At 32.5% G+C, this 19594-nt stretch carries 13 protein-coding genes and 3 pseudogenes; 1 reads left to right on the forward strand and 15 read right to left on the reverse strand.

Annotated elements, in window-relative coordinates:
* Nucleotides 1-76 precede the first annotated feature (76 nt).
* The 7 genes and pseudogenes from M663_RS0101895 to M663_RS15805 all read right to left on the reverse strand — a co-directional run bounded on the left by M663_RS0101895 (nt 77) and on the right by M663_RS15805 (nt 7441).
* Nucleotides 77-340 carry a Txe/YoeB family addiction module toxin gene (locus M663_RS0101895; RefSeq protein ID WP_003867772.1) on the reverse strand — a complete coding sequence of 88 codons (264 nt, stop codon included), beginning with the start codon at nt 338-340 and terminating at the stop codon, nt 77-79.
* Nucleotides 325-582 carry a type II toxin-antitoxin system Phd/YefM family antitoxin gene (locus M663_RS0101900; protein WP_029687761.1) on the reverse strand — a complete coding sequence of 86 codons (258 nt, stop codon included), beginning with the start codon at nt 580-582 and terminating at the stop codon, nt 325-327. Before M663_RS0101900 ends, M663_RS0101895 begins: the two co-directional genes overlap by 16 nt.
* Nucleotides 583-962: 380 nt before the next feature.
* The gene (locus M663_RS0101905; RefSeq protein WP_003867774.1) at nt 963-1214 is read right to left on the reverse strand and encodes a hypothetical protein; all 252 of its coding nucleotides are present in this window, start codon (nt 1212-1214) and stop codon (nt 963-965) included.
* A 351-nt stretch (nt 1215-1565) separates the two neighbouring features.
* Nucleotides 1566-2864, reverse strand: a complete 1299-nt coding sequence (locus tag M663_RS0101910; protein WP_029687762.1) for a hypothetical protein — start codon at nt 2862-2864, stop codon at nt 1566-1568.
* Between the two features lie 18 nt (nt 2865-2882).
* Nucleotides 2883-5294, reverse strand: coding sequence for an AAA family ATPase (locus M663_RS0101915; protein WP_029687763.1), 2412 nt, complete (start codon nt 5292-5294; stop codon nt 2883-2885).
* Between the two features lie 113 nt (nt 5295-5407).
* Nucleotides 5408-6269: pseudogene (locus tag M663_RS14435) on the reverse strand (Rpn family recombination-promoting nuclease/putative transposase).
* A gap of 256 nt (nt 6270-6525) precedes the next feature.
* Nucleotides 6526-7441 (reverse strand): annotated as a pseudogene (locus M663_RS15805) (nuclease-related domain-containing protein).
* 422 nt (nt 7442-7863) lie between these two features.
* Here M663_RS15805 and M663_RS0101930 point away from each other — a divergent pair.
* A complete protein-coding gene (locus M663_RS0101930; protein ID WP_012269520.1) occupies nt 7864-8178 on the forward strand; it encodes a hypothetical protein in 315 nt (104 codons plus the stop codon).
* A gap of 254 nt (nt 8179-8432) precedes the next feature.
* Here the strand turns inward: M663_RS0101930 and M663_RS0101940 are convergent, their stop codons facing one another.
* The 8 genes and pseudogenes from M663_RS0101940 to M663_RS0101975 form a co-directional block, all read right to left on the reverse strand.
* Entirely contained in the window at nt 8433-9095 is a 663-nt protein-coding gene (locus M663_RS0101940; RefSeq protein ID WP_029687764.1) for an SdpI family protein, read from the reverse strand.
* Between the two features lie 358 nt (nt 9096-9453).
* A pseudogene (locus M663_RS14445) lies at nt 9454-10366 on the reverse strand (GNVR domain-containing protein).
* A 559-nt stretch (nt 10367-10925) separates the two neighbouring features.
* Nucleotides 10926-11876 (reverse strand): SDR family oxidoreductase, encoded by a 951-nt coding sequence (locus M663_RS0101950; RefSeq protein ID WP_029687765.1) that lies wholly within the window; start codon nt 11874-11876, stop codon nt 10926-10928.
* Nucleotides 11877-11887: 11 nt separating this feature from the next.
* The gene (locus M663_RS0101955; RefSeq protein ID WP_029687766.1) at nt 11888-13303 is read right to left on the reverse strand and encodes a sugar transferase; all 1416 of its coding nucleotides are present in this window, start codon (nt 13301-13303) and stop codon (nt 11888-11890) included.
* A gap of 72 nt (nt 13304-13375) precedes the next feature.
* Nucleotides 13376-13702 (reverse strand): glycosyltransferase, encoded by a 327-nt coding sequence (locus M663_RS0101960; RefSeq protein WP_273702593.1) that lies wholly within the window; start codon nt 13700-13702, stop codon nt 13376-13378.
* Between the two features lie 141 nt (nt 13703-13843).
* On the reverse strand, nt 13844-16153 hold the full coding sequence (locus tag M663_RS0101965; RefSeq protein ID WP_029687770.1) for an AAA family ATPase: 2310 nt from the start codon (nt 16151-16153) through the stop codon (nt 13844-13846).
* Entirely contained in the window at nt 16150-17211 is a 1062-nt protein-coding gene (locus tag M663_RS0101970; RefSeq protein WP_029687771.1) for a DNA repair exonuclease, read from the reverse strand. The genes M663_RS0101965 and M663_RS0101970 overlap by 4 nt, the downstream gene beginning before the upstream one ends.
* Before the next feature lie 226 nt (nt 17212-17437).
* Nucleotides 17438-19576: a DEAD/DEAH box helicase gene (locus tag M663_RS0101975; RefSeq protein ID WP_029687772.1), complete on the reverse strand. Its 2139-nt coding sequence runs from the start codon at nt 19574-19576 to the stop codon at nt 17438-17440.
* Nucleotides 19577-19594 lie beyond the last annotated feature (18 nt).

The following is a 19594-nucleotide window of genomic DNA, read 5'->3' on the forward strand; positions in this document are numbered from 1 at the left end:
AGCCTGCCGTAGAAATTATCTAAATTCTCTATTTTATAGCATTATTCATTTCTTACCAATTCCTCAGCATTCATTCCTATTCGTAATGTGTCCACATCCTATACATCTTTATAATGTGTTCATCCTCTAAAATTTCATAAATTATTCTGTGCTGAATATTTATTCTTCTTGAAAGTTTCCCTTGGAGATCACCTTTTAATTTTTCGTATGGAGGAGGATTTTGATGCGGATTTTCTTTTAATATTTTTAAAATTTCTTTTGCTTTTTTGTCAAGTCCACACGCTTCTAATTTTTTTGCATCTTTTAGAGCGTATTTAGAAAATTTTAACTTATATCCCATCCTAAGTCCTTTTCATCCTTCCACTCTTCCAAGGGAATTTTATCTGACTCTATGATGCTTTCTCTTAAATTTGGTACTGACAACAAATATAGCGTTTCTTGAATAGCATTCCAATCTTCTTCGGAAATTAAGACTGCATTTCCTTTTTTAGAAGTTATCTGTATAGGTTCATTACTTACCATTATTTGTTCTAAAATTTTGTATATATTTTGTCTTACCGTTGTTACCGGTATTGTTTTCATAAAAATCACTCCTTTTAAATTAATTATAACGTACGTTTTTATGTATGTCAGTAAAAAATTAGATGACTTGTTATTGAAAATCCTTTATGTAAATTACTTTTCTCTTGTTCTTTAACATAACGCTGAATTGCGTTGTTAAATACTTCTTTTTCAAGCTTATTTTTATAACGAAGAACATCACACATGCTTTGCAAATCGGGTAATTTACTGTAATTTTATCGTATTTTTTGGAAACTTGCAAAATTAAGATTAATAAAAACTGTTGCAAAGCCTACCACCATTAACTCTTCCTTCAAGCTCTAATATAAATCTGTTACCAAAAAAGGTACCATATGGATAAAACCTTTTCGTTTTAATTGTTTCAATCCCTTATAGGTAGGCTAAAAACTGTATATAGTATGTATAGTTAATACGAGAGGTTCAAAAGAAAAACCTAATGACAAAATCAGGTTTTCATATCTTCCATGAAAATTAGTATTATTATCTAACTGAAACTTTTCTATTACCAATGGGAATATCTCTTTGTAATAATAATCTTCAGCTTCTCTGGCTGGTATTGTCTCCCAAATTTCTACTTTTTCTCTTATTTCCTCTTCAATTTTATCACTTGGCAATATCGTTTTCTTTTCCATTTTTCCCTCCTCTTTTCTAAAAAATAAAACAATTTTACTATTATATTTATAATTTTACCATTTTATTCTCCAAAAAACAACATAAATATAAATAAAATTCCAATATATTTCGATAAATTTGTCTCTTTTTTCTCTATTAAACATGACATGACTGTTTGGGGAGTTATCGTTCTAATTCTTGCTGTAATAGAATTCTTTGCAGGACGCAAACCGCAAAAAGCAAATAAACAAGCTTAATCACCACGGCCCTTTTTTTGGGCATCTTCTTTTGCACCGACAATTCTAACATACATTTTACCATTTGAAGTTTTACCTGTTGTAACTTAATAGCCTACAAATCTTACTGATAAGTTATAGCAAAATCTCTTTAGTATCCGTCCCATACACCTTTACAATCTCATTGTGCAACGGCTTAAAATCAATATTATCTACAAACAAAATACCCTCCACTTCTATGCCACTTTGTGGATTGTCAAAAACGTACATGCCTTTTATTGACTTTTCCTTTATATAATAAACATACTCCAAAAGCTCCTTTAAACCCTGTATCATATATTCTCTATCTGTTGTATACTTTACTTCTCCTAAAATAACTTTTACTATTCTTCCTGTGTTTTTATCAATAATTTCTATTATTATATCCGGCCTGCCGCTCCAAAAGATATTGCCCAAAGTACCTTTATCATCAAAAAGTTTATCTGCTATCTCGTGAGTCTTTTTAACTACTGCCATCATCCTTCTAAAATATTCATTTTCAATATTTTCTACTTCCTCAAATCCTATCTTAAATATTAGATTATCAGAACCAGTACTGTTGTGATAAATATTGTATAGTAAATTTCCGTCTTCCCAACTGGCTATTTTATTGTTCGTGCCATCAACGATATACATTTTTTCATTACAAGCGTTATCTCTTAAAATTCTTACAACCCAATATAATTCAAACAAAGTATTTTCATCAGCAATTTCTATAAAAGTTTTCTCAAAAAGTTTTTTAATCTCTTCATAATCAATAAAATTTATAATTTGTCTGTACTTTCTTAAAAGCTTAGCTGCATCACTATAGAGTTTACTCCTGTTTTTTGCAACATCTTCAATCATCCTATCCATGACATTTATACCTTCAATATTTATCCTGCTCATATAAACATTTTTTTCATATATCTCTTTTACAATTTTATTTATTTTTTCTCCCTCTACGTACCAATCATAACCTGTAAATCTATCCATATTAAGGCCTATAACGATGTCATACAAAACTTCTATAAACTTTTTTAAGACTACATTTTCTTTGGTATTATAAAGCTTATTCCTTTCATTATAAGAAAAAAGAGTTTTATCTTTATAATTTGTATTCAATCTCTGTCTTATAGTCTCTTTCCAATCTATGCTGCCTCTAATTTTATTATAACTTATCTCCTTTGTAAGATTAGTTGAAACCTTCAATTCCCTAATCATCATTGGAAGATTTAATATATAATCCTTAACCTCATCCATTAATAAAAAATGTATTTTCAACAAATCTTCAACCTTATTTATGTTTAAATTTAACTCATTCAAAAAAGGTAGCGGAGATAATTTGCCAGACTTTAAATATACCAATAAATCCTCTTTGATAGATTCTAAAAGCACTTCTTTACTTGTCTTCATAGTCAAATCCCCTAAAAATCACATTTTTATTCCAAAAAAGTCTTTTATGAATCCATCCAATCTATCCTTTTGTCTAGAAAAATCTCCTATACTGCTTTTATACAATTCCTCTGCAAATTTTTTAATATCATTCTCCATAACGCCTTCGAACTGCGGCAGGACATAAAGTATAACAGCAGAAGTGTAATCCCCTTCAACGCTAACATATCTGGCAATGTCTTCAATAATAGCAGGTCCAACCCTTCTGTATTTGTTAATAATATTCCAAACCTCCGCCAGTCCCTCTTTTAAATCCACATTATTGATGCTTTTATCCTCTATCCCCCATATATTAAGATATTTCGCAACAAGGTCCTTATCAATGTTTTTTGGCACACCAACAGGAATAAAAGCAAATCGCCTCATAAAGGCATAGCTCATTTCATATAAAGAAGTTTTGTCGTAAGTGTTCATAGTCCCAATAATGCGAAAATCTTTAGGAATTACATACCCATGTTCTTGTATCTCTACCTCTTCTTCATCATCTTCCTCCGGACGTATGACTATATTCTCTCCAGATTTTGACTTAAAACTCAGTGTCACCCTGTCCCCTGTTAAGGCAGAAAATAATACACCAAAAGCTTTGTCAATATCAGCTCTGTTTATTTCATCTATAATTAGCCACTTGATATTGGAATTGTTATTTTTCTTATTTTTAAAAAGCCGTAAAAATACGCCTTCATCAAAATACAAAGTTCCATCCCTATCAGGTTTATAACCACCAATAGTATCATAAGTAGACCAATCGGACATGGCAGTCACCATTTCGTATTCTACTCCGTAACTTTTACATATTTCTTTAGCTAGTTTGGACTTGCCTGTTCCAGGAGGACCTACCAATATTATGTGTTTACCTGATTTTAAAGCAGTAGATATTTGCTTTGATAAAACCTCTGCATCCTCAAAAAATAAATTATTTATTTTAATTTCTCTTTCAAAATCAATTTCATGAAGAAAGCCATCTTTCTCCTCCTCGCCGCTTTTATCCTTTTCCCCATGAGACACCTTAATAATGTCCTCTCTATTTATACCATTTATCTTTTTAAACCTATCAAAAACTTCAATAAACTTCTTCACCATTTTCTTATATGTAAAATCATTAGGGTTATCAATGGTTTCTATATCATCGTGTTCTTTGGTGCCTTTCTCTTCAAGAATTTTATTAATATTATCACCTATATATAAACCATACGAAATATTAGAATACTTTTCCGTTTCATCTCCCCCAATTGTAAAAAATAACTGAGCAGCTTCTTTATGTGTTTTTTTCTTTTCGGGATATATTGCAAACCAACATCTACTCCCTCCAAAATTCTGTGGTCCATAAAAATCACTAATATATTTATTTTCTTTAAATTTAAAATTAGGAAATATCGATTTAATACTATTGTAAATTTTTCTAATTTCTATATTCACTTTTTCCTTATACTTTTCATAATATAATGGAAACAAAATCTTAAAATCATTCCATGATTTTAAAATATCTTTTTCATGTTTATTTGCAACTTCATTCTTTATGCTCTCCAAATTTTTCTCATCCACATAATCACCATTTAAAATCATCTCACACACTCTAAATCTAATTTCATTGACTTTTTCATCACCTTTGTATCTTTCATATAAAACTTGTAAATATTCTCTATCTAATTCCTTTAAATATTCCAAAAAAGCATTTATATCCTTACTAAAAGAATACAATACCTTTGCATGTTCATAGAGATACTTTACACTTACTTTTACATACAGTTCCTTGTAGTTGGTAAGACAATAAATGAAATCCTGTGCATCCAACATATCTGGATTTTTTATATAATTTTTCTCTTTAAAATAATCGAGCAAAATATTACAAACTTCATAATAGGTAGAATACTTATCTGCTACATCTTCAGTTAAAGACTCATTAATTCCAAAAGAATTTAAAAACTCTCTAAATGCCTGATCCCTATACAAGGGATACTTCTCTAAACTAAAACCTGCTAATAAATATCCAAAAAGAGAAGTATCAAATTTAATAGTAGTATTATATCTTTCCCCAGTATTCACAAATCTTCGTATTCTATCTTCTAAATCTGCCGAATCATCATATAGATAGTTAAACAATTCAGCTACTTCTGAAGGTTTTTCTTCTGCATATTTATATAAATCATCTAAATTCGACCAATGAACAAAACCACCCTTTTGTGGATTTTTACTTTGAAAATACTTAATTATTTCTATAACATTCTCCCCAGCAATACGCTTGTCTTTTAAATAATCATTTATTTCGCTTAAAACTTCTCTTTTATACTTTTCATCGTAATCCACAGTTTCTTTGAACTTTAAATATTCCTCAATAGCAATGTCCATATAATTGTCCATAAAAAATTTTCCTTTTAAATCTTCAATCTTCATCCTAAGATCCCCCTAAAACTACATTAATGTATGTTATATTATCTATTCTATAAATTTATTGAAAATCCTTTATATTTCCATAAAAAATAAAGACACTACCTTTCATAGTGCCCTTATTTCAAAAACTTATCTAAATCTTCTATCTTATCTATATCAAATATATTGTCAACAATATCCATCAACGTTTCCCTGTTTGCACCATCTATTTTCTTTACATATTCTTCAGGAACATTCCCAAATTTCTTCTCTAATAACTTAATAACAGTTACTCCTATTCCCTTCTCCATGCCTTTTTCTATTCCTTTTTCTATTCCTTTTTCTATTCCTTTTTCTATCCCTTTTTTTATCCCTTTTTTAATACCCCTTTTCTCACGCTCTTTCATCTCTTGCAATATGGTCTTTTCAAGATTTGATATCATTATTTTCACCTCCTTGTTTTCATCTATTATCCTCTCTATATTTTCTCGCTCTTCTTCCGGCAATCTAGCTAGTAATATCTTTTTAAACCATGCTTTAAATAATAATATTTCATCTTTATCCAAGTTGTTTAATATCTCTGATAATTCCTTAAGCCTTTTCATTATTTCTTCAAATTCTACTTTTTGTTCTAATAAAAATACAGAAGCTATTAAGTTTTCTAACTTTAATAATTCTTCTTTTGTATACCTATTTACATCTACTAGTATATATTTGAAATCTACTGCATATTCTCCAAAGGTTTCATAGGAATTTAGTGTTTCTTTGTAGCTTGTTTTTGCTGTCCATTTATGGTCTCCGTTGTATAATACTATCGGCACTATAACTGGTAATTTAAAATCTTTCCTTCTTGATTCTTTTCTTGGTGTATCTTTTAGTATGCTTCTCCATTACAAAACTTCTTAATAACTCTATAAACACTCGCTTACTGGATAACAAAAATTTATACCCTTTGTCATGCTGATTGTGAATAGCTTCCTTTACATTTTTATCATCCATGACATTTTGCTCCTTCTTAATATCATTATATCTCATAAATGATAAGTTTTGAATAACAATTTATAATTGCTGTTACTAAGTCTCTAAATAATTTTCATTCTGTCTTCATTTTACCATTTTATTTCTCAAAAACCAACATAAATATTAAAAATATTTCGCCATATATCGACAAAAATGAAAATGTGTAACACAGCAAAGCCCTGCGGATAATATTAATAGCTTAGCTCCACTTAACATTTTTATTATTTTTCAAGCTTTAAGAATAATAAAAAAACCATACATTTTTGTCTTTTTTATCCTTCCTTATTTCGCTTATTGTATAATTTTGGTTTTTATACTCCTCTGCAACTTTTTGGGCATCTTCCTTTGTTCCCAAAATCCTTACATACATTTTACCACTTGAAGTTTTCCCTGTTGTAACTTGGTATCCTTTTTCATCCTCTTCTTTCCTTTTACTATGCTTTCTTTTCCATTCTTCATGATCTAACGGTTTAGCATTTTTTACAGCTTCAATAATCAAATTAATATCCTCTTCAGATATATTTTCTCCTTTTACTTTTCTAATTTCTCCAACAGCCTCCATTCCTCCAATAACAACAGGCATGCTGCAATCTTTAGCTTTTACCCATTTAGCCCTTTTAAATATTACAATTGGATGTATATGATCTTTAATTCTTTCATGTAAATCAGGCAAATTTTCTCCTAACTATTTTTTAAACAATTTAACATGCCTTTCATTTTGTTTGGTAGGACTTTGAACTTCAACCCATTTATTTCCTTGTTTCATGCGCCATTTATCTTTTGTTCCTAAAAAAGCACCATCCCATGATTTTGTCTCTAACACAAAAATTCCGTTTGTATTTAATACAAAGTGATCAATTTGTATAAACTTGTCAGGCTCTACTTCTAAAACAAGGTCATTTATAACAATTACCTGGAAGCCATAAATGCAATGCCCATCCTGCTGAATCTTCACCACTACTTCCCTGTTCTTTTTCAGAAATACGCCTCCATGTATAAGCAACATCCGCAATAGGTTCTAAAAGCCATCCAAGAAAGCCCTCACTAATTTTGTCTAGATGTTTTTGCTTTTCTCTTTCTTCTTTTTCTTTGATTTTTTGATAAAAAAGCTTTTTTATCTCTCTATCCTGCTCTATAAAACGCGCAAACATTTTGCTCCTCTCTCCTTTTTAATAAAAGGTTTACCCCACATATTCAACTGCATCATTGTCTCTCCTTCTATGAAATTTCTACAATCTTGTTTTGAATTAATTTCCAAATATACTCTCACGCAAAATTGAAGAAATCACTTATGAGCTTTGCAGTACAGAGTTTTCAAAATTTGCAATTTCCGAGTTCTGTAAAAACCTTAACTCTATTGTTACAGCGTAGCATTCAAGGTCTGTTGAAGAAAAAAGCTTTCTTTTCGTAGTGAACACTATAGTCATAATGGCTAAAGAAGAAGTCCGGGCTTGTCAGCGTAGTGCATTTGCCTACTTTTATCCAGAGAAATTTTTACAAAAATTTAGATTTGACCCCTATGTAAAGCACACATATATATTGATGCATAATATGTATATAGGGGATATTTATAATGTGTTTTGGTAAATTAGCAAACATCATAAAAGGTATTTGGAAAAATAAAAATGAGGGCATTGATAAAATAACACTGAGCCTTTATGGTCTTAATATAAGTGTAGAGAGAAAGACAAATATCAATATTCCACATGAAGTAACAGTAGTAGTCCCAAGAGTTGAACTTAGAAAAAAGATAAAAGATAATGAGAAAGAGATAGAGATAATAATGAATAGTATAACTGTTGTACACTCTCCACATCATGAATTAGCAGGTTCCCCTTCTTCCCCGGTAATTCCTAAACAGTATTCCCCTAAATACAACAAAAATTAATTAAAAATAATTGTTATAATATATTGGCTATTAAAAAATGCTACAGCCCCTTATAAAAAAGAATCGTATACCGGATATAAGCTATTTGGGTGCATAAATTTTTAACAGTCTTTTTGCATTGACCTCTTTTTATAATTTATTTACCAAAGTGGCAAAGCTCTTACATCCAAAAAATACCTAAGGTAAATTCTACTGTGTCCCCTTACCCTTATAACCATATCATAAAAAACTTTACTGTTAATCTCATCCATCCTCTACTCTCCTTTGTTTTTAAAAATTATATAAGAATACACAACCGGTACCATAACAGCAGTAATTAGCAGCACAAACATAAAAACAATCACCCATGTGCCTTTAAAAAAAGAAAAAAATAATCCAATAATACCTGCAATGAGCCATATTTTACTAGCTACCTGATGTGTGACATTCCATACCTCTTCATCTGCCAGCGTCCAAGGAGTCCTTATACCCACAAAATAATTATGGCGTAGTTTACCCATAACGCTTCCAAACCCAATCAACATAAAAGGAATAATAAAATTGCCTATTCTATTCATATCAATTCTATAACCTAATGCAGAATACGTAGAAGCAAAATATACTGCCATGAAAATAATTACCACAACCGCTCTTACTATCCTATAAGCTTCAGCAAATTTGCCATAATTAGCTCTTTTAGGGTCAATAAGCGGTATAAATAGCATCACAAAATATATTATTGTAATAGTAGAAGGCAAAATAAATATCTCATTTTTTGAACCAAACCTATCTACTTGACCAGAAATGTTCCAATGCATTGGAATTTTATCCGGTAAACGTCCAAAAATGGCAAATGTAAAAATCCATATCAATATGATAATGCCAATTAACCACCAATCCTTTTTTATCTCGTATTTGACATTGTAGTTTTCATCCATACTACATTAAACACTCCCCTCATGTTGTATATATTGAATCAAGTATTTTTTCTACGAGTATTCTAAATACCTTTAGTTTTTTCTTCAAAGGTACTCCTCGTTATCTTACGTTCTCTACTTAAAGAATTATAATTTTCAAAAACATTATCTATGCCCTTTTTATGTCATTCATTAGATATATATCTCTATTCTTTAATATCTTAAAATCAAAACCTTTTAAAAGTGAAAATATATTTTTATCCATCTATATTTTACCATTTTATTTCTCAAGAACCAACACAAACATTAAAAATGTTTCGATATATTTTGACAAAAATAAAAGAGGGATGGCCCTCTTCACTTAAACTATAATTTTTTATTATTTACTCTCTACAGCTCTTTTTGGCTCTGTATTTTTCCAATATTCCATAAAAAACACTATAAAAATACTGACCATAAGACCTAATATAAATGCTATAATTATATTCAATGATTTTTTAGGTGCTACTGGTTTATCAGGTATTAAAGCTTTGCTAGTTATAAGAATGCTTTGATTGCCAAGTTCCGATTCTTTAACCAGTTCCAGCATATTATATTTTTCTAACATTATATCTCTTGTAGTTTTCAGTAAATCCAACTGTTTTTGTTTCTGCTCAATTAAAAGCTTGTCTTGAGAATTTGTTTGAATTTTATTAAGTTCCGCTGTTACCTCTTTTATTTTATCATTTTGGAGAGTTATAAGTTTATTCAAAGTTTCGATTAATTTATCTGTCTGCCTGTTATTTCTCTCAATTATATAAGTCCGAAAATTTTGCGCTATTGTATCTGCAATTTTTGCCGCAAGCTTTGGATCATTTTCCTTTACAGTAACTGTTATAAGATTTGTATTGTTAATCACAGAAACCGAAATTTGCTTTTTTAAATTTTCTATTGTGTACTTTTGAGGATCTAATCCTAATTGTTTTACAGTATTCATAAGAACAATAGGATTAGTAACCTCTTCTTTAAATGCTTCTACTGACATATAAGTCTTTTTCTATACTGTCACTTTGTACTGTCGGAAGATTTGAATCTTTTCCCGGAAGAATAACCGTAGTATTTGAACCAAAAAAGCCTGTTGCAGGTGTTACATCTGTAACTGATAAAGTTGTAGTTGCTTCATAGGTGGGTTTTATTACAAAAAAACTAAGCACTGCTGCTACTAAAGTTGCAGTAAGAGTTACAATAATGATTGTTTTTTTATATTTTAAAATTACCTCAATAAGCTCTCTCAATGAAATTTCTTCTTCCATTTTTATCCTCCTTATTCTACAAATCTTTTATCCACGTTTAGAAGATTATTACTAAAATATTTTTAAATAATTTCCAAGAATTTAAATTTTTTAAATCTCTTAATTATATTTTTCTTACTTATTATTCATTACTTACACAAATTCACATACATTTTCGCATTCTACACCTTGTCTTTTGAACAGATTAAAAGTGCATCTTCTTCTATGTCTACTATGATTAATTACATCTTTTATTCTTTGTACTCCATAATCATAAATTTTGGATGTTATTTTCCCGCATCTTGGACAAACAGGATTATTTTTAATCCTCCATTTTACAACAAAGAGCAAACTAAAATAATTATACCATATTTACGTAAAAAGTCTACCCTTCGAAGTATTGTTACACAAAAAAAGCACCACTTATCGAAATATAAAAAGTGGCGCTTTTTATCAAAATATCCCCCTATTTTAAATTATATACCTTTCGTGTTTACTAAAATTATACAATGAGTTTTTTAATTATTCTTACTATAGTTCTCATTTACGTTTAAATACTTTAATCTATAAAATATAAGTGCTACTCTCCCCTACTGATTGCAACCTCATCTTCTGCATACTTCACCCTATAATACTCAATTGTCTCTCTCAATCCCTCTTCTAAGCTATACTCCGGTTTCCATCCAAGCACATCCAAAGCTTTTTTATTATCAAGATAACTATGTACTATATCGCCTTTACGAGGTTCTGCATAAATAGGCTTCAAAGAAGTTCCCATGATTTTATTCATCAAATCAATAAGCTCATTTATACTTGTAGGCTTATTCGTGCTTATATTTACAATCTCGTTATCTCCCTTTTCCAATGCCAGAAGATTGGCTTTTGCCACATCTTTTACATAAACAAAATCACGCGTTTGATTTCCATCTCCAAAAATAATAGGCCTCTCATCTTTAAGTATTTTATCTACAAAAATAGATATTACTCCGCCTTCTCCTTTTGGGTCCTGCCTTATTCCATATACATTTGCATAACGCAAAATTGTATACTTTAAACCATACAATTGCCTATATACCTCAAAGTAATGCTCTGGTGTATGCTTTGATATCCCATAGTAGGAGATAGGATCTACCTTATGTTTTTCATCAATAGCAAGATACTCAGGATCTCCATATACCGCTGCTGATGAAGCATATATAATTTTTTTCACTTTATAACTTTTAGAACATTCCAACAAATTCACTGTACCCAAGATATTTACTTTTGCATCAAATACAGGCTCTTTAATTGACTTTTGTATATCTATTTGAGCTGCCTGATGTATCACATAATCAGGTTTCTCTTTTTCGAATACTTCATGTAAATCATCATCTGTAATATCTTTATTATAAAAAACTGCCTTTTTGTTTATAAACTCATGTTTTCCTGTTGAAAGATTATCAACTATTACAACTTCATAGCCATTTTCAATCAACAAATCCGCTATGTTTGAACCTATAAAACCTGCTCCACCTGTAATTAAAACTTTCATCTATGTATCCCTTACCTTTCTATTTTAGTGATACCTAATTCGCTGTAAACATTGTAATCTAGACTTTCTAACAATTCTTCCAATTCCACGTCTTCCTTTATTCCAAAAGAAGCTTCTTTAGTTAATACAGTTTTTAAAGTAAGCAATATTATTTTAAGATCCAACCAAAATGAATAATTCTTAATATATATCAAGTCTAATCTCAACTTGTCATCCGCATCTGTTGAATATTTTCCAAATACTTGTGCAAGTCCTGTTATACCCGCTTTTACATTATGCCTATACTTATAGGATGGATATTGTTTTTCAAATTGTTCAACAAAATATGGTCTCTCAGGTCTAGGGCCTACAAAGCTCATATCTCCCTTTAAAACATTGAACAATTGAGGCAACTCATCAAGTCTGGTCGCTCTCAATATTTTACCTACTTTTGTAATCCTTGGATCATTATCTGTGGCTAAAACAGGCCCCGTCATCTTTTCTGCATCATTGTACATTGTTCTAAACTTATATACTTTAAATTTCTTACCATTTTCCGTTATTCTTGTCTGCTTGTAAATTACTGGTCCAGGGGATGTTAATTTAATTATCAAAGCAATTATTGCCATTAAAGGAAGAGTAATTACTACTCCAATAATTGAAAAAACAACGTCAAATACTCTTTTAATAAATTTATCTTCTTCTGTTAATGAGAGAGAATTTATACTCACAACCGGCACATCATCAAATTGCACAAATTGCGATTTAACCATAAGAATATCTCTGAAATTTGGTACAACAAAAAGATGTTTTTTAAACTTCATTGAGTCATAAAAAAGTCGTGTTTTTATATCCTCTTTAACATCATTACATATATAAACAGCATCTATTTCATCAAAATGTTTAATGATTTCATCGTACTTTTCAGGACTTATTATATATTTTATTTCAAACCATCCGCGTGAACTCGTAATTAATTTCTTGGCTATTTTATCCGCCGCATCCTTTTCCCCAACGATCATTATATTCTTTTCACCATGCGCATGTTTTATCGCATTTTGTACTATATATCTCCATAATGACAACAATCCTATTTGGATTATTAAAGCTATGCCAAATATACTTCGGGGAAAAGCAAATTGTCTTATAAAAAAGGTCGACACAACTGTTAAAATCTGTAATAGTGACAAAGAAATTATCAACGAAAAAACTATATCATTATAATTTTTACGCAAAGTATTATATAAACCATAAATATGAAATAAAATAATAGATAGCAAGGTAATCACAGGTATTAATTCATAATAAGGTTGAAAATTTTTTACTGGCAGATTATTACCAAATCTCACAATATATGCGAGCACGAAACCTACATGGACTAATATCAAATCCATCAGAAAAATAATTAACTTACCTAATTTAGGAAATTTGTGCAAAAACGTGTCCATCTAAACACCACCTATATAGCTTTTATCTTTTTACATAATATCACTTTATATATTAATTTACAACAATAGATTTTAAATGTATAAACCATATATCTCATCCATTTCTTTTAAAACTTCCTCAATAGCATAATCTTGTATAATCCTTTTACCCTCTTCTCCCATTTTGGTTCTCAACGTTTTATCTTCGGCTAATTTTGTAATTGCTTCAGCTGTTGTTTCTACATCATTTACAGAAACTAAGTACCCATTAACACCATCTACAACTAAATCTCTATTTCCTCTTACATTTGTGGCAACAATAGGTTTACCTGCCGCCATTGCTTCCATTATAGCTCTTGGAAGACCTTCCCGTAAAGATGTTAGTGCAAAAATATCAACAGCATTTAAAAGCTCTGGAATGTCACTTTATAACGTCAAATTAGAGCACCAAACTCACATACCTATGGTTTCTAAAACATTGAAACTAAAAGTTTTTGGGGAAAAGAAGATTTATTCCTTTAATTCATCGACGTCTTTTAAAACTTATTGAGCTTTGGAACTTTATTCTTCCTCATGTGAGAAGTCCTCTATTTTAAAGTAAGTGATTTCTCCTTTTTCTTTCTCTTCCCTAAGGGCTTCTTCAACCTCTCCCTTGGCCGTGAAGTAAATTATCTGCCATCCCTCCTCATAGGCCATTTCTTTCACCATTTGAAGTTGTTTCCTTAATCTGTAGGGATCAGCTTTTATAAAAGGGTCGTCCAAGATAAAGAAACCTCCAGAAGAAGCCAAAAGCTTTTTGCCTAGGGCCAGCCTTATAGCGAAGTACAATTGGTCATAGGCTCCGCCTGACAATTTTTCGGTAGAAAGTCGGGCTCCATCCTCTCGTACCACCTCTACCGTACCTCTTTCTTGGTGGTAAACTACTCCTCTGTAGCGATGTTCAGTGGCTACAGCAAAATATTTAGACACCAAGCTATCTTCACCAAATAAGGTAGCTACCTTTTCCTTTTCTTCCTTATCTATTTTTTCCCAAATTCTAATGGCAGTTAAAACCCTGTTTTTCCGGGTTTCATTTTCTTGTATAAATTTTTGCAACTCTTCCTTGATTTTTTCTAAATCGGCCAGGGTATGACAGTACAAATATTCTTCTGAACGCAAAATTTCTCCAGCCCTTTTCTCTATCTCCGTCATCATTCTCTTTATATTTTCCCTCTGCTTTTCTAGGGTTTCTAATTTTTCTTCTAACTGTTGCCGTTTTCTCCTTAAATGGTCTACCTCTTTTTCGTCATATTTTCTTCCCAGAGCCTTATCCTTGTAAGACGATAGCTCTTCTATGGCTTGTTCCCAGTAGGAAATAGCTTCTCCTCCTAAAAGGCTTCTTAACTCCCGTTCCGCTCCCTTTATTTTTGTTTCTAAATCCTTCTTCTCTTCTATTTTTTTCTTATAACCCTCTAGGGTCTCCTCTCCTGAATTTTCTTTTATCCTAGCAATGACATTTTGTACACTTCTAATCTTTTCCTCTAGATTTTCTATTCTCCCCCTTAATTGCTCAATTTTATTCTCTAATCTCTCTTTTTGTCTTTCCATATCTTCTTTATCCTTGTTTTTTTGAAGATATGTCTCTTCAAATCTTTGGATATGAGCCAAAGATTTTTCTAGGGTCTCTCCCTCCAACTCCAGCTCTGCCAGAGCCAGTCGGATCTTTTCAAATAAACTTTCTAGATGCCCCTTTTTGCGCCAAAATTGAAAGCTATAAGCCCAAGAAACTACGGCAGATAACAAAAATACAAATGTCAAAAAGATCATCCAGGAGGAATATTTAAAAAATAACCCCAAGAGAGAAAAGGCTAAAAGAATTGAAGAAGCGTAAGCCAGAGGCTGCCAAAAGCTGTTTTTGGTTTCCCACGCTCGAAACTCTGCCCTCTGTTTTTCGTAATTTATCAGCTCCGGCTTAATATTCTCCTCTAGCTTTTTCTTTCTCCCCTCCAAAATCTCAAATTCCTCTTTTAGCACTGCGTATCTGTTCTCATGTTTTTGAAGCTCTTCTTCTGTTTTTTGTAGTTCCTCTAAAGCCCCCTCCTTTTCCCTATGATATTGCTCTATATCCCTTTCGTGGTCTCTCCATTTTTGCCATTCAGCTTCGCTGAACCCCTCTAGCGCTTTAAGCCTTTCTGAGTACTCATATATCTCCTTTAGAGCATTTTCAGCTTTTTCGTATATTTCCCTTTTTCGGGCCTCTTCCAATTCCTCTAACTCATTTTTTAGCTTTTCTATCTCTTCGGCTGTCTTTACATATTCCAGCTCAGAATCTTCAAGCCCTTCTTCGTTTATTCTTTTATGTAATTCATCTATCTCTTCTATGAGCCTTTGTCCTTTCTCTATCCTATCTTTCAATTTTTCCTCTCCTACATTGCGAAAAATACCAGTGGGAGTTATCTTACCTATTTCCCTCAATTTCTCTTTTATTTTATTGATTTCTTCTGAACGAAGGCCCATCAGCCTGTCAGTCACCTCAGTATAGAAAGCCCCCTCTTTATCAAGGGAAAGGTCGCTATTTCTTATTATGAAAATATTGCGGCAATCTGTGGGACTCAATCCTGTCACTTGGATCAGAGTACCCTTGTCGGGGAGCTTGACCTCCATTCCTTGCTCTGTCTCCAAAACTACATACCCCTCTGGATTTTCCTCTACTCTATCTATATTTTCAAAATCTTTCACGTTTTTTCCCAATAAAAGTTTTATAAGTGCCTCTATGGTCAAGGTTTTTCCGCTCTCATTTTTCCCTACAAACAGAGTAAAATTCCCCAGCACAAATTTAGTTTTGTAACCTAGAGGGCCATAGCGAGTAATTAAAAATTCCTTTATTCTCATATTCTCACCTCCATTATGGCTTGGAGGACTAAGTCAGACAAATGCTTTTTTTCCTCTTCTTCAACGCCCTCCTTCTCTAGGGTTTCTAAAAACTTTTTAAAAAGGTCGTCTTCCCATATCCTGCTTATATCTCTAAACTGGTAGTTTTCCCCTGCAATTTTTCCTGAAGCTAATTTTCTCACCTTTTCCACTAATTCTTCCTCCCCCATCCCCAACTTTTCCCCATGAAGGTACCCAGATACGGTTAAAAGTACTTGGGCTTTGGGGTGGAGATTTTTGAGGTAGTTCTCTAATATGTCTAAAGGATGACGAGGATCAAAAGGGTCTAGTTTTAAAGTAACTTCCTCAAAGTGTAGAGTATCGAGAAGGTATTCCTGGGGAGGCTCTCCTATTTCAAAAATATTTGCTTTGCGCTGACCTGTTTCCTTTTTAGTAACAGAAACTGGAGATCCAGGGTAAACAAAATATTTGCCTTTTTCTACTTCCCATACGTTATAGCGAGAATGAAAATGTCCCCCCAGTATATACTGTAGGTTTAAACCTTCAAAATAAGAAAGTTTCACCGGCATATACCTGCCTTCTCCTTCTTCACCAAAATCCTCCCGGGCAAAGTAGCTATCCACCAATTCTCCATGATAAAGTAAAATATTGGTCTTGTCCGGAATCAGCCTGTCTTCCAAGGTTCGAATTTTTTGCACCATTTCTCTACCTTCTATATTTTCAAAAGGCATACCCCACACTCTGACTGTTTCTAATTCAAAAGGTTCATGGAGATGGGTCAAAATCGTCACATCTTCGCCCCAATACATACCCTTAGTGTAAGCACTTTTATCGTGATTTCCAGGGATTATAAGAATTTTAAAATCATTGTCAGAAAAAATACTTCTCAAATGGGGCCTTAATTTTTCTACCTCTACCTCGGTATCAAAAAGGTCACCACTTATCACCAAGAGATTGATTTTCTCTTTTCTCCCCACTTCTATTAATTCTTCTAAAGCTTCCCATCTTTCGTCTTCATATCCCTTTAAATGAAGGTCTGCCGTATGGAGAATTCTCATAATTTCACCCCATTACTCCTTTTCATAGCAAATTTCCCTTATCCCGCATTCTGAACATCTTTTCTTTCGGCAGTAAATTTTATCTAAAACATAAGAAGCTGTCTGAACCCATCCGGCCAGCTTTCCAAAATGTTTTTTAGCCGAAACGCCAAACATTCTTCTCTTACTGGGCACTCTGTACAGAAAAAAGTTTTACAGAACAAAGAAATTCTTTTCAAACTGTCATTTATTCCAAACTTATTATCCTAATACGGAATTTATCTAAAAAATTCAATACCCCTTCGATATCCACATTATGAGCCCCATGCATTTTTATTTGCAATTTTGGGGGAAGGAAATGACTATATTTGGATACAAAAAATTCCTGTTCTTTAGTGTAGGGCAATAAATTTTCTAAAGACCACTTTCTTCTCTTAATATCCTGTAAAATATCGATAAATTCATCACTGGCGGAAATCTCCATGCGTCCGATTCCATCTGTTTTTGCCACGTCAACTCCATAATAGCGCAACATCCACATCAAAGTTCTAAAAATATTTGTGCCAGTAAAGGTTTCAAATAGTAAGCCCTCTTTCGTTTTCCAGACAATCCTTTCGTCTGGCTTAACATTGAAATATCTATAAGGTGTCCTTAATTCTTCTAAAACAGTCTGGGCCCTCTCATCAATAAAATCAAACTTACAGTCTGAACACAATATTTCGTGCATGCGCTCAGGAATACGGGGGTGCAATGGTCCTGGTCCACCTGAATATCTAGGAGGCTTTCCATCCACCGCTTTTTTTACATATACTTTATTTTTATGAAAATCTATCTCTTCTATTTTCCACAGCTGCCCAGCAAGAATGATATTGTCTCCGTCGTTTAAAAGAGAAGTTTTTTCGATTTCTCCTATATTTTTATTTCCATAAAAAACTTCATAAACCTCTGGAGTCATGAAGACCGAGTAAAAATCTTTCTGCCTTAGCAGTCGTTCTCCCTCTAGGCCTACAATTAACTCCTGGGTATCAGCCAATATTTCTAAATATTCCTTCTCAATCATGTGTTCAACTAATATACGGATATCTGATTTCGGCAATTCATGAAAGGCAGCGTTTTCACTTATCAATGAAACAAGTTCCTCAAGAGGGATACCGTTCAGCTGGTGACATATAGAAATAATTTGATGAAATAAAATATCATATGGGTACGGATAGCCTTTGCTGGGTTCAATCCAACCTTGCAACAAGAGATCCATCACTGCAATAGATTGCAGCAATCCATATTTGTCTGTGGTATACATCTGCAAATATTGACCTTCCCCTTGCTTTCTTCCTGACCTGCCCAGTCTCTGCTTTAAAGAGGAAACCGTAAATGTACTATCCACCTGTATTACCAGATCAATTTCCCCTATATCGATCCCTAGTTCTAAGGAGCTTGTAGCTATAACACTTTTAATCTCAGTGGACTCTGCCATCAGCTTCTCCACAAATTCCCGTTCTGCCTTAGCTATTGAAGAATGATGGGCATAATACCTTTCTCCCAGGCCCTCCCTTTGAGCTAAACGATTTAAAATTACTGTAGCCTCTTCTACTGCCGCCCGACTATTAAAAAAAATCAAAGAGGTATAGTTCCGGGTCAGTTCTAGAATATCTTCGTATAATTCCAGAGGATAATTTCCTGTTTTAGTTTTTTCAAAATGCATTAAACTGTAATAGATGTCCCTCTCAAATCCCTTTACTTCAATGATTTCCACATTATCTGGATTGTTGCAATTAACCCACTTTTTAATCAGAGAAAAATTATCGATTGTTGCTGACAACCCGATGATCCGAGGGGGCTTTTTGCTGTATCGCTCAATACGAGATAAGAGAGATCGGAGCTGAACTCCTCTTTCTGTATTAATAAAAGCGTGGAGCTCGTCAATTACAATAAATTCGAGGTCCTGAAATAATTGCTTCAAAGAGCGTGTTCTGTTTATGAACAAGCTTTCAATAGATTCGGGAGTAATCTGTAATATGCCAGCAGGATTATCAATTAATTTTTTCTTACTGTGTTGGCTCACATCACCATGCCACCTATGCACAGGAATATTCATCTCTTCACATAATTTTTGAAGTCGCTCAAATTGATTATTAATCAAAGCCTTTAGAGGAGAAACGTAAAGAACCTTCAAAACGCTAGGAGCTGTCTTCTCGATTTTGCTGATGATGGGCAAAAATGCAGCCTCAGTTTTTCCAGAAGCTGTACCTGACGACAACACCACATCTTTTTCTGTATCGATAATCACAGGGATTGCTTTTTCTTGGATAGGGGTAAAATGTTTCCATCCCATGTCCCATATTTTCTTTTGCACTTTATCTGATAGCTTATAAAATATTTGGCTCATATTTATTTGCCTCCCAGG

Origin of the sequence: Thermoanaerobacter sp. A7A (assembly GCF_000445185.1) — a bacterium.
In the GTDB taxonomy this organism is placed as follows: Bacteria; Bacillota; Thermoanaerobacteria; order Thermoanaerobacterales; family Thermoanaerobacteraceae; genus Thermoanaerobacter.

Coding starts and splice junctions, on each gene's coding strand:
- M663_RS0101895 (WP_003867772.1), bottom strand. CDS start 340: ATGGGATATAAGTTAAAATTTTCTAAATACGCTCTAAAAGATGCAAAA.
- M663_RS0101900 (WP_029687761.1), bottom strand. CDS start 582: ATGAAAACAATACCGGTAACAACGGTAAGACAAAATATATACAAAATT.
- M663_RS0101905 (WP_003867774.1), bottom strand. CDS start 1,214: ATGGAAAAGAAAACGATATTGCCAAGTGATAAAATTGAAGAGGAAATA.
- M663_RS0101910 (WP_029687762.1), bottom strand. CDS start 2,864: ATGAAGACAAGTAAAGAAGTGCTTTTAGAATCTATCAAAGAGGATTTA.
- M663_RS0101915 (WP_029687763.1), bottom strand. CDS start 5,294: ATGAAGATTGAAGATTTAAAAGGAAAATTTTTTATGGACAATTATATG.
- M663_RS0101930 (WP_012269520.1), top strand. CDS start 7,864: ATGTGTTTTGGTAAATTAGCAAACATCATAAAAGGTATTTGGAAAAAT.
- M663_RS0101940 (WP_029687764.1), bottom strand. CDS start 9,095: ATGGATGAAAACTACAATGTCAAATACGAGATAAAAAAGGATTGGTGG.
- M663_RS0101950 (WP_029687765.1), bottom strand. CDS start 11,876: ATGAAAGTTTTAATTACAGGTGGAGCAGGTTTTATAGGTTCAAACATA.
- M663_RS0101955 (WP_029687766.1), bottom strand. CDS start 13,303: ATGGACACGTTTTTGCACAAATTTCCTAAATTAGGTAAGTTAATTATT.
- M663_RS0101965 (WP_029687770.1), bottom strand. CDS start 16,153: ATGAGAATAAAGGAATTTTTAATTACTCGCTATGGCCCTCTAGGTTAC.
- M663_RS0101970 (WP_029687771.1), bottom strand. CDS start 17,211: ATGAGAATTCTCCATACGGCAGACCTTCATTTAAAGGGATATGAAGAC.
- M663_RS0101975 (WP_029687772.1), bottom strand. CDS start 19,576: ATGAGCCAAATATTTTATAAGCTATCAGATAAAGTGCAAAAGAAAATA.